This is a genomic window from Pseudomonas sp. Y3 TE3536, assembly GCF_053629175.1.
The window spans coordinates 590463-605610 of sequence record NZ_JBRJHU010000001.1 but is presented as its reverse complement, the minus strand read 5'-3'; the positions used below and the strand labels follow the sequence as shown (position 1 = coordinate 605610).

Below are 15148 nucleotides of genomic sequence, written 5' to 3'. Positions count from 1 at the left end.
CCATTTGTCTGTCTTTTCGTGGCCATGTCGAGGCATTGGTCGCAGGGCGGTTGCCTAGAGCAGAGCGGATGCTCAATAATCGCGCAATTGAGAATGCATGGCAGTTGCCAATGAATCCCGTAGCTATTCATACCTCCACTATCCTCGCCATCGAGGACGACCCGGTGCTGGGTGCCTACCTGCACGAGGAGCTGCAGCGTGGCGGCTTCCAGGTTACCTGGTGCCGCAATGGGCTCGAAGGCCTTGAAACCGCAGGCCGGCAGGCATTCGACGTGGTGTTGATGGACATCCTGCTGCCAGGGCTCAACGGCCTGGATGCACTGGCCCAGTTGCGTACCCGCAGCGCCACGCCGGTGATCCTGATGTCGGCGCTGGGCGCCGAAGCCGACCGTATCAGCGGTTTTCAGCGCGGCGCCGATGACTACCTGCCCAAGCCCTTCAGCATGGCCGAGCTGCAGGTACGCATCGAGGCGATCCTGCGGCGCGTGGCCTTGGAGCGGCGCCATCAGCCGCAGCAAGAGGCCGCCGGAGGTGGGTTGCAGTTCGACGAAGGCCTCAGTGACGTCAGGCTCGAAGGGCGCCTGGCAGGCCTGACCCCCAGCGAATACCGCCTGCTCGAGATCCTCAACCGCAACCTGGACGAGGTGCTGAGCAAACCCTTCCTTTATCAGCAGGTCTTGCAGCGCGGTTACTCGCGGCATGATCGCAGCCTGGACATGCATGTCAGCCAGATCCGCCGCAAGCTCAAAGGCATCGGCTACCACGAACGGCAGATCCGCACTGTCTGGGGCAAAGGTTACGTGCTTAGCGCCAGCGAGATGGAGTGAGCCATGCTCGACCGCCATTCGCTGTTCTGGAAGCTGGCCATCCTGCTGGTGGGCTTCTGCCTGCTGATGATCGGCCTGAGCTACACCTGGGGCCGGCACATGGAAACCCAGAACGCCTTCCTGTCCGAACCGGCCCGCCAACTGCTGCGCGGTTATGCGGCTGAGGCCGAGCAGGCCTGGCGCAGCGATGGGCGCGCGGGGCTGGACCGTTGGGTGCAGGCCATGCACCAGCGCGAGCGTGGCTGGGTCGGCGTGCTCGACATCAGCCTGCGGCCGCTCGACAGCGCCACCCTGAACCCCCAGATCATGCAACGGCTAACGCGCCTGCGCGGCGTCGATTGGCCGATGAGCCTGCGCAGTGTCGACCAGCCGTGGCTGCGCATTCCGTTCCCGGGGGCGCCGGAGCAGGGCATGCTGGTGATCGAACTGCCAGAGCGCCTCAACCCCGGCCAGTACCGCATGCTGTGGAGGGTGCTGACCAACGGCATTATTCCCGCTCTGTTCACCTTGCTGCTGTGCGTTGGGCTGTACCGCATGCTGATCGTGCCGCTCAACCAACTGCGTGAGCAGGCCAATGCCTGGCGCGCCGACCAGCTGTCGGCCCGCCTCGATTCGCGCACCATCGCCCGGCATGACGAACTCGGCGAGCTGGCTCGCGCGTTCGACCAGATGGCCGAACGGCTGCAGGGTACGGTGGCCATGCAGCAACAGATGCTGCGCGACCTGTCGCACGAAATGCGCACGCCGCTCAGCCGGCTACGCGTGGCCTGCGATGGCGAAACCGACCTGCAGCGCCTGCGCGAACGCCTGGCGCGTGAAGTGGACTGCATGCAGCAATTGGTCGAGGGCACCCTGCAATTGGCCTGGCAGGATGCCGAGCGTGCGCCGATGAACCTTGAGCCCATCCAGGTTCAGGCGTTGTGGGACCTGCTCGCCGAGGATGCCAGCTACGAAAGCGGCTGGTTGCCCGAGCGGCTGCGCTGCGAACTGCCCGCCAGTTGCTGGGTGCAGGGTAACCTCAACCACCTGGCCCAGGCGCTGGAGAACATGCTGCGCAATGCCATCCGCCACTCGCCGACTAACGGCGTGGTGCGCTTGGGTGGGCAGCGCGACGGTAACCACTGGCGGCTGTGGCTGGTAGACGAGGGCGGTGGGGTTGCAGAAGAGGACCTGGAACGGATCTTCGCGCCATTCTCGCGCCTGGACGGTTCGCGGCCTGGGGACGGCGGTTTCGGGCTGGGTTTGAGCATTGCGCGCAGTGCCATCCAGCGCCAGGGCGGGACCTTGTGGGCAGAGAATGGCAAGCACGGGCTGCGCCTGTGCATGCGCTTGCCGGTCCATGTGCCGGCCCCCGCCAAGGACAACCCACGGCCGCAGGTCGCCTCGTTATAGCTTGTAGCTATATGCATCACAGATTGCGTGATATGGCCCGGAAAGGATTGCCGGTATGATAGGCGCCCCTGCCGTCCGGATTGTGAAATACGCCATGACCTTGCAGTACCCAACCATCGCCGATTGCGTCGGCAATACGCCCCTGGTTCGCCTGCAGCGCATTGCCGGAGAGACCAGCAACACGCTCCTGCTCAAGCTCGAAGGTAACAATCCCGCCGGTTCGGTCAAGGACCGCCCGGCGCTGTCGATGATCGCCCGCGCCGAACTGCGCGGCCAGATCAAACCGGGTGACACGCTGATCGAGGCGACCTCGGGCAACACTGGTATCGCCCTGGCGATGGCGGCAGCGATCAAGGGTTACAAGATGATCCTGATCATGCCAGACAACTCCACCGCCGAGCGCAAGGCCGCCATGACGGCCTATGGCGCCGAGCTGATCCTGGTGACCAAGGAAGAGGGCATGGAAGGTGCCCGCGACCTCGCCGAGAAGCTGCAGGCCGAGGGCCGCGGCCTGGTGCTCGACCAGTTCGCCAATGGCGACAATCCGATCGCCCACTACAACAGCACCGGCCCGGAAATCTGGCAGCAGACCCAGGGCACCATCACCCATTTCGTCAGTTCGATGGGCACCACCGGCACCATCATGGGCTGCTCGCAGTATCTTAAAGAGCAGAACCCAGCCGTGCAGATCATCGGCCTGCAGCCGATGGAAGGCTCGGCCATTCCGGGCATCCGTCGCTGGCCCGAGGAATACCTGCCGAAGATCTTCGACGCCACCCGCGTCGATCGCGTGGTCGACATGTCCCAGCAGGAAGCCGAAGACACCACCCGCCGCCTTGCCCGTGAAGAGGGCATTTTCTGCGGCGTGTCTTCCGGTGGTGCGGTCGCGGCGATGCTGCGCCTGTCCCGCGAGGTGGAAAACGCGGTAATGGTCGCAATCATCTGCGACCGTGGTGACCGATACCTGTCCACTGGCCTGTTTGATCCGAGCTAAATGTCCAAGAAGAAAAGCAACAGCGGCCTGCGCTTCCAGCCAGCCGGTGGCAACCGTAGCCCCCAGGTTCCCGTGGGCAAGAAACAGCGCCTGGACATCGAGCGCCTGGCCGGTGACGGCCGTGGCATCGCCTTCCATGAAGGGCGTACCTGGTTTGTCAGTGGCGCGTTGGCCGGTGAAGCCGTCGAGGCCCGCGTGCTCAATGCCCGCGGCAAAGTCGTGGAGGCGCGCCTGGAGCGCGTGCTGCAGGCCAGCCCCGAGCGGCGCGAAGCCCCTTGCCGGCACTATGCCCGCTGTGGCGGCTGCAACCTGCAGCATCTGCCCCATGAAGCGCAGCTGGCGCTCAAGCAGCGCACCCTGGCCGAACAGCTGCAGCGGGTTGCTGGCGTGCAACCCGAGGCTTGGGCCGCCCCCTTGAGCGGGCCGGAGTTCGGCTACCGGCGCCGGGCGCGGGTGGCTGTGCGCTGGGACATCAAGGCGCGTCAGTTGGAGGTCGGGTTCCGTGCCGAAGCCAGCCAGGACATCATTTCCATCGACGACTGTGCAGTGCTGGTACAGCCCTTGCAGTCGATTCTGCGCCACTTGCCGACGGCGCTGCGTTCGCTGAGCAAACCGCAGGTCATCGGCCATGTGGAACTGTTCAGCGGTACCGCTGAGGCGCTGCTGGTGCGCCATGTCGCGCCGCTGCCGGCGGATGACCTGGCCCGCCTGCAGGCATTTTGCGACGAGGCCAAGGCGCAGCTCTGGCTGCAGGGCGAGGGTGAACCGGCGCCGGTAGACGCGGCCACGACCCTGGGCTTTACCCTCGAACCCTGGCAGCTGGAGTTGGCCTGGCGCCCCGGTGATTTCGTGCAGGTTAACGCCCAAGTCAATACGGCGATGATCGAGCAGGCGTTAGCCTGGCTCGCACCGCAAGCCGACGAACGTGTGCTTGACCTGTTCTGCGGCCTGGGTAATTTTGCCCTGCCGTTGGCGCGGCAGGCGCGTGAAGTGGTGGCGGTGGAAGGTGTACAGGCCATGGTCGATCGGGCCGCGGCCAATGCCGGAAACAACAATGTGCATAACGCACGGTTTTTTCAGGCCGATTTATCGCAGCCTTTGGCAGGTGCCGAGTGGGCCGCCGAAGGCTTTTCTGCGGTACTCTTGGACCCACCGCGCGACGGTGCTTTCGAGGTGGTGCAAGACATCGCACGCCTCAAGGCCAAGCGGCTGGTCTACGTATCGTGCAACCCGGCCACGCTGGCGCGAGACGCCCAGGTGCTGGTCGGACAGGGGTACCGGTTAAAAAGGGCCGGGATTCTCGACATGTTTCCTCAGACGGCGCATGTCGAGGCCATGGCGTTATTCGAAGCGGGCTAGCAGACTGGCCCGTTGGTGCGGTTGCCAGGGAATGGCGGCCACACGGTGGAAGCCTGCGCACCCGCGTGGTGCGCTGTATGGAAAGGTAAAACAAAGATGGTACAGGTGAGAGTGCACCAGCCGGTCAACACTGACGGCAGTATCAATCTCGAAGCATGGCTGGATCATGTGGTAAGCGTCGATTCAGCCCTGGATCGCGCAGCGCTGAAAGAGGCCTGCGAATTCGCTCACGAAGTCGAGAAGAAGGGTAACCCTGCCAAGCATTCCTGGGCCGACGGTACGTCCAGCTTCCAGGCGGGCCTGGAGATCGCCGAGATTCTCGCCGACCTCAAGCTCGACCAGGATTCGCTGGTAGCCGCCGTCATTTACCGTTCGGTGCGTGAAGGCAAGGTGACCCTGGCTGAAGTCAGCCAGCGTTTTGGCCCGGTGGTGTCCAAGCTGATCGACGGCGTGCTGCGCATGGCGGCCATCAGTGCCAGCCTCAGCCCGCGCCAGTCGCTGGTGCTGGGCTCCCAGGCGCAGGTCGAGAACCTGCGCAAGATGCTCGTGGCCATGGTCGACGACGTGCGCGTTGCACTGATCAAGCTGGCCGAGCGCACCTGCGCAATCCGTGCGGTCAAGGCCGCCGACGACGAAAAACGCCTGCGCGTCGCGCGCGAGGTGTTCGATATCTATGCCCCCCTGGCGCATCGCCTGGGCATCGGTCACATCAAGTGGGAGCTGGAAGACCTGTCCTTCCGCTACCTTGAACCCGACCAGTACAAACAGATCGCCAAGCTCCTGCACGAGCGCCGGCTGGACCGCGAGCGCTTCATCAGCGACGTGATGAACCAGCTACAGAACGAACTGCTGGCCACCGGCGTGAATGCCGACATCAGTGGCCGGGCGAAACACATCTATTCGATCTGGCGCAAGATGCAGCGCAAAGGCCTGGAATTCAGCCAGATCTACGATGTGCGTGCGGTGCGTGTGCTGGTCCCGGAGATCCGCGATTGCTACACCGCGCTGGGTATCGTGCATACCCTGTGGCGGCACATCCCCAAGGAATTCGACGACTACATCGCCAACCCGAAGGAAAACGGCTACCGCTCGCTGCACACGGCGGTAATCGGCCCCGAGGGCAAGGTGCTGGAGGTGCAGATCCGCACCCACGGCATGCACGAGGAAGCGGAGCTGGGGGTTTGCGCCCACTGGCGCTACAAGGGCACCGACGTCAAGCCGAGCTCCAATCACTACGAAGAGAAGATTTCCTGGCTGCGCCAGGTGCTCGAGTGGCATGAAGAGCTGGGTGACATCGGCGGCCTGGCCGAGCAGCTGCGCGTCGACATCGAGCCGGACCGGGTCTACGTGTTCACCCCGGACGGCCATGCCATCGACCTGCCCAAGGGCGCCACGCCCCTGGACTTCGCCTACCGCGTGCACACCGAAATCGGCCACAACTGCCGCGGCGCCAAGATCAACGGGCGTATCGTGCCGCTGAACTACAGCCTGCAGACCGGCGAGCAGGTCGAGATCATCACCAGCAAACACGGCAACCCCAGCCGTGACTGGTTGAACTCCAACCTGGGTTACGTCACCACCTCGCGGGCACGGGCCAAGATCGTTCACTGGTTCAAGCTGCAGGCACGCGACCAGAACGTCGCCGCCGGCAAGACCTTGCTCGAGCGCGAACTCAGCCGCCTGGGCCTGCCGCAGGTGGACTTCGAGCGCCTGGCCGAGAAGACCAACGTCAAGACCGCCGAAGACATGTTCGCCTCGCTCGGCGCGGGTGATCTACGCCTGGCTCACCTGGTCAACGCTGCCCAGCAGTTGCTGGAGCCTGAGCGTATCGAGCAGATCGAGCTGGTGCAGCGCAAGCCCACGGGCCCGCGTACCGGCAAGCGCGGCGATATCCAGATCCAGGGTGTCGGCAACCTGCTGACGCAGATGGCCGGTTGCTGCCAGCCGCTGCCGGGCGATGCCATCGTCGGCTACATCACCCAGGGCCGCGGCGTGAGCATCCACCGTCAGGACTGTGCCTCGGTGCTGCAACTGGCAGGCAAGGAGCCAGAGCGGATGATCCAGGTGAGTTGGGGGCCGATCCCGGTGCAGACCTACCCGGTCGACATCGTCATCCGTGCCTACGACCGCCCAGGCTTGTTGCGTGACGTGTCGCAGGTGCTGCTTAACGAGAAGATCAACGTGCTGGCGGTCAACACCCGCTCGAACAAGGAAGACAACACGGCGTTGATGTCGCTGACCATCGAGATTCCGGGCCTGGATGCGCTCGGGCGCTTGCTGGGGCGGATCTCGCAGTTGCCGAACATCATCGAGACGCGGCGTAACCGTACCCCTTGAGACCGAGGTGGCTGCTTCGCGGGTAAACCCGCTCCCACAGGTTGAGTGCAAACCTTAAGCTATGCACGGTACCTGTGGGAGCGGGTTTACCCGCGAAGGGCGCACCACCGAAGGACCTGCTTAATGACCTACACCCTCGAAGACCTGCTGCACCTCATGGCCCGCCTGCGCGATCCGCAATATGGCTGCCCGTGGGACTTGAAGCAGGACTACGCCAGCATCGTCCCGCACACTATCGAAGAAGCCTACGAGGTTGCCGACACCATCGAGCGCGGCGATTTCGAGCACTTGCAGGGTGAGCTGGGCGATCTGTTGTTCCAGGTGGTCTATTACAGCCAGCTGGCCCGGGAAGAGGGGCGTTTCGAGTTTGACGGGGTGGTCGACAGCATCACCCGCAAGCTGATCCGCCGCCACCCGCACGTATTCCCCACCGGCGAGCTGTATGCACCGGTAGACACGCCCAGCTTGAGCGAGACCCAGGTCAAGTCGCGCTGGGAAGAGATCAAAGCCGAGGAGCGCGCCGAAAAAAGCGAACCCGAACAGCTGTCGCTGCTCGATGACGTGCCAACGGCATTGCCTGCATTGTCGCGGGCAGCCAAACTGCAAAAGCGTGCGGCCACGGTCGGTTTCGACTGGCCCGACGCATTGCCGGTGCTGGACAAGGTCCGCGAGGAGCTGGACGAAGTCCTGCAGGCCATGGCCGACGGTGATGCCGATGCGCTGGAAGATGAGGTCGGCGACCTGTTGTTCGCCACCGTCAACCTGGCCCGCCACCTCAAGCAAGACCCGGAACATGCCCTGCGCCGTGCCAATCGCAAGTTCGAGCGACGTTTCCGTTTTATCGAACAGGCATTGCGCGACAGCGGTCGGCCCATCGAAGACTGTAACCTTGACGAGCTGGATGCCCTTTGGGGTGAAGCCAAACGTCAGGAAAAGAACCTGCCCAGCTGCGGCTGAGCTGTTAAGTGAGTGAACATTCATGAGCCTTTCCCTTCGCGACCAATTGCTCAAAGCCGGTCTGGTCAACCAGAAACAGGTCTCGCAGACCAACAAAGCCCAGAAGAAACAAAAGCGCCTGGAGCACAAGGGCCAGGTCGAGGTGGACGACACCCAGCAGCGCTTGGCCAAGGAAGCCATGGCCGAAAAGGCCAAGCGTGACCAGGAGTTGAACCGCCAGCAGCAGGAAAAGGCCGAGCAAAAGGCCCGCGCCGCGCAGATCAAGCAATTGATCGAAGCGACCCGCCTGCCCAAGCTCAACAGTGAGGACTACTACAACTTCGTCGACGACAAGAAGGTCAAGCGCATTGCCGTCAATGCCCTGATGCGCAGCAAGCTGAGCAATGGCTCGCTGGCGGTCGTGTCGTTTGCCGGCGGCTACGAAGTGATTCCGCGTGAGGCGGCGGTGAAGATTCAGGAACGCGACCCGCATCGCGTACTGCTGCTCAACACCCATGTCGAGGAAGCCGACGACGATGACCCGTACGCGGCTTACAAGATCCCTGACGATTTGATGTGGTAAGCATGAAAAACCCCGCCTAGGCGGGGTTTTTTGTTCAAAGACTGTGGCATTGCAGGGTCATTGTGTAGTGCGCTGACTTTCCAGGTCCTCAAGCTCTACACGGTACTGATGGGCTTCGTGCTCATTGTGGAACATCCCGACCAATTGGCCTTGCTGGTGCACATCCCAGATCCGCACGCCAGCGGCCAGGCCTTCGTGGGACATTTTCGATTCGTCGCGTTCGGTTACTTGGACTGTCATCGGTAAACTCCACTGCTAGGTTGGTTGCGACACTGTGTCGCACACCTCCTTTATAGGGTTTGTTAGCAGGCTAAGTAAATAAAACAGGGATGAAACAAGTTTCATGAAGCTCAGGGGCTGCGATTTGCTTGGCTTGGGGTTTGAGTGGGGGGGGGGCGCAAATCGAGCGCCGCCCGCGCGGCGCTTCGCAGCACAAGGCTGCTCCTACATTTGTTTCGGGCCAATGAATCCTGAGACACAGGCGCGCGCCCCTCATGCAGAACAAACAAGCGGTCGCGCGCGTTGGTATAGGCGTGACTGGCCCGAAACAGATGTAGGAGCAGCCTTGTGCTGCGAAGCGCCGCGCGGGCGGCGCTCGATCTCATAGGCGCTGAAGATGCTGTGGCGAGCACCTCAAAAAACGAAGCCCCGCACAAGGCGGGGCTCCGGGTGCTTCAGGCTGCGGATCAGTTACCCTTCACCGGCTTGCCATCGACCGTGCCATCCTGCAGCACGATCACGTACTCCTTGCCATCGGTTTCGACCTGGCGCAGTTGTACCAGCAGGTAGTCCCAGCTCTTGGCGAACCACAGCTCGGTGATGCGCTTGCTCTGGCTAGGGTCGCGAACGCGCTCGACCTTGACCGCATCGACCTGGCCGGTCTTGGTGGTGACCTTCTCGGTGCCCAGAACGCGGAAGTCGTAGGTGTCGATCTCGTCACCGTCGACCACCTGGTAGGTCATGCTCTTCTTGCCGGCCGCCACATCATGCTGCAGCGCCAGCTGGTAGGACGACTTGTCCAGCACGCCGCGGTTGAGCGGCAGGTTGATCGCATCGCCACGGTCGCTACCGGTGACTTTCTTGCTGGTCCAGTCGAAGTTCAGGTCGACCTTCTTCGCCTTGCCCAGGCCGCCACGCTCGAAGTGGTACTTCTGCGGCAGCAGGGTGTCGTTTTCCAGGCGCAGGGTGCTTTGCTCGGTCAGGCTGGCGATCATCATGGAAGCCTTGAAATTAAGGTCCCAGGTACCGTTGGCATTCTTCACCAGGCTGCGCTCGGCGGTGCCGCTCATGGGCAGCTGCTTCCAGTCGGCGGTGTAGCTGGCCGAAAAAGGCTTCAGATCAGCTGCCTGGAGGGGCAGGGCGAGCACGGCGAGAGCCAAGAGCAGGGCGCGACGCATAAAGTCTCCTAGGATCGAATCAAATGACCGCTGGCCGCCAGGGGCTGGCCATCCAGTAAGGCACCGTGCTCGTCCAGACGCAAGCGCCCCTCGGCGAACCAGTGCACGGCCAACGGGTAGATCAGGTGTTCCTGATGGTGAACCCGCTGGGCCAGGCTTTCAGCGGTGTCTTCCGACGTCACCGGTACCACAGCCTGTACGACCAGTGGGCCGCCATCGAGTTCCTCGGTGACGAAGTGTACGCTGCAGCCGTGCTCGGCGTCGCCTGCCTCCAGGGCCCGTCGGTGGGTGTGCAGGCCCTTGTACTTGGGCAGCAGCGACGGGTGGATATTGAGCAGGCGGCCCTGATAGTGGCGGACGAAGCCGCCACTGAGGATACGCATGAAACCGGCCAGCACCACCAGGTCTGGCGCAAAGCCGTCGATGCGCGCCATCAGCGCGGCATCGAAAGCTTCACGACCGTCAAAGGCGGTGTGGTCCAGTACGGCGGTGTCGATGCCAGCGGCTGCGGCGCGTTGCAGGCCGTAGGCATCGGCGCGGTTGGACACCACCGCACGGATGCGCACCGGGCTGTCTTCACCGCGGCAGCTGTCGATCAGGGCTTGCAGGTTGCTGCCGGAACCCGACAGCAATACCACTACATTGCAGGTCTTGCTCGGCATCAGTGTGCCTTGAGGTTCTGCAGCTCGACCTGGGCGGCGCCTTCGGCGGCCTCTTCGATGCGGCCGATGACCCAAGGCTGCTCGCCTTCAGCGCGCAGAACGTTCAGGGCGTTTTCGACCTGGTCCTGAGCTACGCAGATGACCATGCCGACGCCGCAGTTCAGCACGCGGTGCATTTCATGCTCGTCAACGTTGCCTTGCGCCTGCAGGAAGTCGAATACCGCTGGACGCTGCCAGCTGGCCACGTCGACCACGGCCTGGGCGTTTTTCGGCAGTACGCGCGGGATGTTGTCCAGCAGGCCGCCACCGGTGATGTGGGCCATGGCCTTGACTGCGCCCGTCTGCTTGATCAGTTGCAGCAGCGGCTTGACGTAGATGCGGGTCGGCGCCATCAGCAGGTCGGTCAGTGGCTTGCCGTCGAGTTGGGTGTTCTCGATGTCGGTGCCGGACACTTCGAGGATCTTGCGGATCAGCGAGTAGCCGTTGGAGTGCGGGCCGGAAGACGGCAGGGCGATCAGCGCGTCGCCGGTGGCAACCTTGGAACCGTCGATGATCTCGGCTTTTTCTACCACGCCAACGCAGAAGCCGGCCAGGTCGTAGTCTTCGCCTTCGTACATGCCAGGCATTTCGGCGGTTTCACCACCGACCAGCGAGCAGCCCGCCAGTTCGCAGCCTGCACCGATACCGGTGACCACGGTGGCGGCGACGTCGACGTTCAGTTTGCCGGTGGCGTAGTAGTCGAGGAAGAACAGCGGCTCTGCGCCGCACACCACCAGGTCGTTGACGCACATGGCGACCAGGTCCTGGCCGATGCTGTCGTGCTTGTTCAGGTTCAGGGCCAGGCGCAGCTTGGTGCCGACGCCATCGGTGCCGGAGACCAGAACCGGCTGCTTGTAGCCGGCCGGGATCTCGCAGAGGGCGCCGAAGCCACCCAGGCCACCCATGACTTCAGGGCGTGCGGTGCGTTTTGCCACGCCCTTGATGCGTTCGACCAGTGCTTCGCCGGCGTCGATGTCTACACCGGCGTCCTTGTAGCTCAGGGAGGGTTGCTTGCTCATTGATCCAGGCCTTTAGGAGGGAGGGATTCTTAAAAACGACCGTGACGGCCAAGGCCGGCTTTGCTGCGGCGGCTGCCTGAAACGTCAGAGGTCTGTGAAGGCGCGCGATTTTATCAGGGTTGCCGTGCAGCGGCCATCCTCAGGCCGACGGGCAGGGCTTGAAAGCGTTAAAAAGGTGAGTGGGGAGGGTGTGGGTTGAGGGTTGTGTCGCCTGGGAGATCGAGCGCCGCCCGTGCGGCGCTTCGCAGCACAAGGCTGCTCCTACAGTTATTAGGGCCAATTATTCCTGCAAACGTCACTGGCCCGAAGCAAATTGTAGGAGCAGCCTTGTGCTGCGAAGCGCCGCGCGGGCGGCGCTCGATCGTGAAAACACCCTAAATCCCGAGGCCTGCGCCTGGCAGTCATGCGCGCCCCTGTATAAGGTGTAAGCCATATAGGAGCATTTTTCGTTCCACCGCGGTCACAGCCTGCATGACAACGGCCGTTCCACCTTGTTTCTGGACAGGAATCCTCCATGCGTCTTTTCAACACTCTTGCAGCAGGTTGTCTTGCCCTGATCTCGCTAGCCGCGCAAGCCGAGAACGTCTCCGGGCTTTATCAGGTGCGCGAGCCGCTTCAGGGGCAGGGCGCTGAAGCCCGTACCCAGGCCACCGGCAAGGCCCTCGAGACCTTGGTCCTGCGCCTGACCGGTGACCCGAAGGCGGCGCAAAGCCCGGCATTGGCCGAGCTGCGCAAAGACCCGCAGCAAATCATCAACCAGGTCGGTACCGAAGCCGGCCCGCCCGAGTCCGTGCTGGTCGAGTTCGACCCCGGCAGCACCGAACGCGCCTTGCGCAAGGCCGGCCTGGCCCTGTGGGGCAGCAACCGGCCATCGATCCTCGGCTGGTGGCTCAACGAAAACGCCGAGGGCAGCAACCTGGTGGGTGACGGCCAATCCGCCGCCCAGCCCTTGCGCCGTGCAGCCCAGCACCGGGGCCTGCCATTGCGGCTGCCGCTGGCTGACCTGCAAGAGCAGTTGGTGGCCAATGCCAAGCAGGTCGAAGGCAATGACCCAAAACCGCTGCGCGAAGCTTCCGAGCGTTACGCGGCCGATGCCCTGCTGGCGGTACACGCTCAAGAGGCGGATGGCAAATGGCAAGGCAAATGGCAGCTGTGGGTAGGCGACCAGCACGAGCAGGGCAGTGCCGAGGGCGCCGACCAGGCGGCGTTGGCCGACGCAGTGATGCTGGCCGTGAGCAGCCGCCTGGCGCCGCGCTATGTGACCCGCCCAGGCGCCAGCAGCCAGCAGCAGATCCAGGTGCAGGGGATGAACCTGCAACGCTACGCCGAACTGAGCCGCGTACTCGAACCCTATGGGCCGCGGCTTAAAATGGTTGAAGGCAGCACGCTGACTTACGGTGTCACGGCCAACCGCGACCAATTACGTGCCCAACTCGGCCTGGCCAAGTTGCAGGAGGTACCGGCTGAGCAGGCGCCCGTTGCCCCCGCCGTGCCTGCCCCTTCAACGGACGTGAGCCCCGAGCAACCTGATGTGCCCAAGCCGTTCGACGGCCTGCGTTTTCGCTGGTAAGGAGTACCCATAGTGACCGATATGCGCCGCTGGATCTGGCTGGGCGCAGCACTGCTGATGGCCGTGCTGTTATATAGCCTGCACAATATTCTGACCCCCTTTCTGATCGGTATCCTGCTGGCGTACCTGGCAGACCCGCTGGTAGACCGCCTGGAGCGCCTGGGGCTGTCCCGCACCTGGGGCGTGGTGGTGGTGTTCAGCCTGTTCACCCTGATATTCATGGCCTTGCTGCTGGTGCTGGTGCCGATGCTGGCCAAACAGCTGGTGCGCCTGTACGAACTGGCGCCGCAGATGCTCGACTGGCTGCAGCACGTGGCGCTGCCCTGGGTGCAACACCGCCTTGGCCTGGCCGACGGCTTCTGGAAGTTCGACAAGATCAAGGCCGCCATTGGCGAGCACATGGGCCAGACCACCGACATCGTCGGTATCGTGCTGTCCCAGGCCACGGCGTCAAGCCTGGCCTTGATCGCCTGGCTGGCCAACCTGGTGTTGATCCCGGTGGTGGGCTTCTACCTGCTGCGTGACTGGGACCTGATGATGGCCAAGCTGCGCAGCCTGCTGCCGCGCCACCGCGAACCGCAGATCGTGGAATTGGCGGGAGAGTGCCATGAGGTGCTGGGCGCGTTCGTCCGCGGCCAACTGATGGTCATGCTCGCACTGGGCGTCATCTACTCGGCTGGGCTGATGCTGGTGGGGCTCGAGCTTGGCTTGCTGATTGGCATGCTGGCGGGGTTGGCAGCGATCGTGCCGTACATGGGCTTTATCATTGGTATCGGTGCGGCGCTGGTGGCCGGCTTGTTCCAGTTTGGCGGTGACTTGTATCCGATGCTGGGCATCGTTGCGGTGTTCATGGTCGGCCAGGCGCTTGAAGGCATGGTGCTGACGCCCTTGCTGGTGGGCGACCGCATCGGCTTGCACCCGGTGGCGGTGATCTTCGCCATTCTTGCCGGTGGTGAGCTGTTCGGTTTCACCGGGGTGCTGCTGGCGCTGCCGGTGGCGGCGGTGATCATGGTGCTGCTGCGGCATGCGCACGATTTGTACAAAGAGTCGGACATGTATGGCGCAGATGTCGATCCAGAATTGTGAGGTGGGGCCGAAAGCCCCCCATAAAGAGCCGCAACTTGTTGATTTTGTTTGCGCTCTTCTGCTCACTGATTGTGCCGCCCGCGCTCCGGGTATAGACTTTGCACACTGTTCACCAAAGGCCCCCCGTGGTCCTAGCGACCGCCCGCGAGCATGAAACCACCGATCCAGTTGCCCCTGGGTGTGCGCCTGCGCGATGACGCCACCTTCATCAACTACTATCCGGGCGCCAATGCTGCGGCATTGGGCTATGTCGAGCGCCTATGCGAAGCTGACGCCGGCTGGACCGAGAGCCTCATCTACCTGTGGGGCAAGCAAGGTGTCGGCCGCACTCACCTGTTGCAGGCCGCCACCCACCGTTTCCAGCAATTGGGCGAGCCCGCCGTCTACCTGCCGTTAGCGCAATTGCTCGAGCGCGGTGTCGAACTGCTCGACCACCTCGAGCAATACGAGCTGGTGTGCATCGATGACTTGCATGTAATTGCCGGCAAGGCCGATTGGGAAGAGGCCATGTTCCACCTCTTCAACCGCCTGCGCGACAGTGGCCGCCGCTTGCTGCTGGCGGCCTCCAGCTCGCCGCGTGAACTGCCCATCAAACTGGCCGACCTCAAGTCGCGGCTGACCCTGGCGTTGATCTTCCAGATGCGCGGCATGTCTGATGAAGACAAGCTGCGTGCCCTGCAGTTGCGCGCGTCGCGCCGTGGCCTGCACCTCACCGATGAGGTTGGCCATTTCATCCTCACCCGCGGTACCCGCAGCATGAGCGCGTTGTTCGACCTGCTTGAGCGCCTCGATCAGGCATCGCTGCAAGCGCAACGCAAGCTGACCATTCCTTTTCTGAAGGAAACCCTGGGCTGGTAAGCCCCTGAAATCCTTGGGCCAGAGCGGAAAAACGAAAAAGTCACATCTTTTTCGATAAAATTTGCAAATGGCCATGATAGAGGGCATAG

General features: G+C 63.1%; 14 protein-coding genes. 10 read left to right on the top strand and 4 right to left on the bottom strand.

Annotated features, from left to right (window positions below):
* Window positions 1-110 precede the first annotated feature (110 nt).
* From AB7M33_RS02665 to AB7M33_RS02635, 7 genes are all read left to right on the top strand, one after another.
* The gene (locus AB7M33_RS02665; RefSeq protein WP_099428503.1) at window positions 111-827 is read left to right on the top strand and encodes a response regulator transcription factor; all 717 of its coding nucleotides are present in this window, start codon (window positions 111-113) and stop codon (window positions 825-827) included.
* A 3-nt stretch (window positions 828-830) separates the two neighbouring features.
* On the top strand, window positions 831-2219 hold the full coding sequence (locus tag AB7M33_RS02660) for a histidine kinase sensor domain-containing protein (protein ID WP_454242389.1): 1389 nt from the start codon (window positions 831-833) through the stop codon (window positions 2217-2219).
* Window positions 2220-2313: 94 nt separating this feature from the next.
* Window positions 2314-3213 carry a cysteine synthase CysM gene (gene cysM / locus AB7M33_RS02655; RefSeq protein ID WP_027595848.1) on the top strand — a complete coding sequence of 300 codons (900 nt, stop codon included), beginning with the start codon at window positions 2314-2316 and terminating at the stop codon, window positions 3211-3213.
* Window positions 3214-4572 (top strand): 23S rRNA (uracil(1939)-C(5))-methyltransferase RlmD, encoded by a 1359-nt coding sequence (rlmD, locus tag AB7M33_RS02650; protein WP_454242388.1) that lies wholly within the window; start codon window positions 3214-3216, stop codon window positions 4570-4572. It begins immediately after the preceding gene.
* A 96-nt stretch (window positions 4573-4668) separates the two neighbouring features.
* Entirely contained in the window at window positions 4669-6909 is a 2241-nt protein-coding gene (gene relA, locus AB7M33_RS02645; protein WP_027595850.1) for a GTP diphosphokinase, read from the top strand.
* Between the two features lie 123 nt (window positions 6910-7032).
* The gene (gene mazG, locus AB7M33_RS02640; protein ID WP_027595851.1) at window positions 7033-7866 is read left to right on the top strand and encodes a nucleoside triphosphate pyrophosphohydrolase; all 834 of its coding nucleotides are present in this window, start codon (window positions 7033-7035) and stop codon (window positions 7864-7866) included.
* Window positions 7867-7888: 22 nt separating this feature from the next.
* The gene (locus AB7M33_RS02635; RefSeq protein WP_027595852.1) at window positions 7889-8428 is read left to right on the top strand and encodes a DUF2058 domain-containing protein; all 540 of its coding nucleotides are present in this window, start codon (window positions 7889-7891) and stop codon (window positions 8426-8428) included.
* Between the two features lie 57 nt (window positions 8429-8485).
* On the opposite strand, the gene AB7M33_RS02630 is transcribed toward AB7M33_RS02635, so the two are convergent.
* From AB7M33_RS02630 to purM, 4 genes are all read right to left on the bottom strand, one after another.
* On the bottom strand, window positions 8486-8668 hold the full coding sequence (locus AB7M33_RS02630; RefSeq protein ID WP_027595853.1) for a hypothetical protein: 183 nt from the start codon (window positions 8666-8668) through the stop codon (window positions 8486-8488).
* Between the two features lie 446 nt (window positions 8669-9114).
* A complete protein-coding gene (locus tag AB7M33_RS02625) occupies window positions 9115-9825 on the bottom strand; it encodes a DUF3108 domain-containing protein (RefSeq protein WP_027595854.1) in 711 nt (236 codons plus the stop codon).
* An 8-nt stretch (window positions 9826-9833) separates the two neighbouring features.
* On the bottom strand, window positions 9834-10487 hold the full coding sequence (gene purN, locus AB7M33_RS02620) for a phosphoribosylglycinamide formyltransferase (protein WP_454242387.1): 654 nt from the start codon (window positions 10485-10487) through the stop codon (window positions 9834-9836).
* Complete coding sequence (gene purM / locus AB7M33_RS02615; RefSeq protein ID WP_027595856.1) at window positions 10487-11545, bottom strand: phosphoribosylformylglycinamidine cyclo-ligase; 1059 nt, start codon at window positions 11543-11545, stop codon at window positions 10487-10489. Before purM ends, purN begins: the two co-directional genes overlap by 1 nt.
* 514 nt (window positions 11546-12059) lie before the next feature.
* Here purM and AB7M33_RS02610 point away from each other — a divergent pair.
* From AB7M33_RS02610 to hda, 3 genes are all read left to right on the top strand, one after another.
* Complete coding sequence (locus tag AB7M33_RS02610; protein ID WP_454242386.1) at window positions 12060-13115, top strand: DUF2066 domain-containing protein; 1056 nt, start codon at window positions 12060-12062, stop codon at window positions 13113-13115.
* Between the two features lie 12 nt (window positions 13116-13127).
* Window positions 13128-14201: an AI-2E family transporter gene (locus AB7M33_RS02605; protein ID WP_099428509.1), complete on the top strand. Its 1074-nt coding sequence runs from the start codon at window positions 13128-13130 to the stop codon at window positions 14199-14201.
* A 150-nt stretch (window positions 14202-14351) separates the two neighbouring features.
* Complete coding sequence (gene hda / locus AB7M33_RS02600; protein WP_027595859.1) at window positions 14352-15059, top strand: DnaA regulatory inactivator Hda; 708 nt, start codon at window positions 14352-14354, stop codon at window positions 15057-15059.
* The last annotated feature ends 89 nt before the right edge of the window (window positions 15060-15148 follow it).

Excerpts from the sequence above, each read along its gene's own strand:
- AB7M33_RS02665 (WP_099428503.1), top strand. The coding sequence starts at position 111 with ATGAATCCCGTAGCTATTCATACCTCCACTATCCTCGCCATCGAGGAC.
- AB7M33_RS02660 (WP_454242389.1), top strand. The coding sequence starts at position 831 with ATGCTCGACCGCCATTCGCTGTTCTGGAAGCTGGCCATCCTGCTGGTG.
- cysM (WP_027595848.1), top strand. The coding sequence starts at position 2,314 with ATGACCTTGCAGTACCCAACCATCGCCGATTGCGTCGGCAATACGCCC.
- rlmD (WP_454242388.1), top strand. The coding sequence starts at position 3,214 with ATGTCCAAGAAGAAAAGCAACAGCGGCCTGCGCTTCCAGCCAGCCGGT.
- relA (WP_027595850.1), top strand. The coding sequence starts at position 4,669 with ATGGTACAGGTGAGAGTGCACCAGCCGGTCAACACTGACGGCAGTATC.
- mazG (WP_027595851.1), top strand. The coding sequence starts at position 7,033 with ATGACCTACACCCTCGAAGACCTGCTGCACCTCATGGCCCGCCTGCGC.
- AB7M33_RS02635 (WP_027595852.1), top strand. The coding sequence starts at position 7,889 with ATGAGCCTTTCCCTTCGCGACCAATTGCTCAAAGCCGGTCTGGTCAAC.
- AB7M33_RS02630 (WP_027595853.1), bottom strand. The coding sequence starts at position 8,668 with ATGACAGTCCAAGTAACCGAACGCGACGAATCGAAAATGTCCCACGAA.
- AB7M33_RS02625 (WP_027595854.1), bottom strand. The coding sequence starts at position 9,825 with ATGCGTCGCGCCCTGCTCTTGGCTCTCGCCGTGCTCGCCCTGCCCCTC.
- purN (WP_454242387.1), bottom strand. The coding sequence starts at position 10,487 with ATGCCGAGCAAGACCTGCAATGTAGTGGTATTGCTGTCGGGTTCCGGC.
- purM (WP_027595856.1), bottom strand. The coding sequence starts at position 11,545 with ATGAGCAAGCAACCCTCCCTGAGCTACAAGGACGCCGGTGTAGACATC.
- AB7M33_RS02610 (WP_454242386.1), top strand. The coding sequence starts at position 12,060 with ATGCGTCTTTTCAACACTCTTGCAGCAGGTTGTCTTGCCCTGATCTCG.
- hda (WP_027595859.1), top strand. The coding sequence starts at position 14,352 with ATGAAACCACCGATCCAGTTGCCCCTGGGTGTGCGCCTGCGCGATGAC.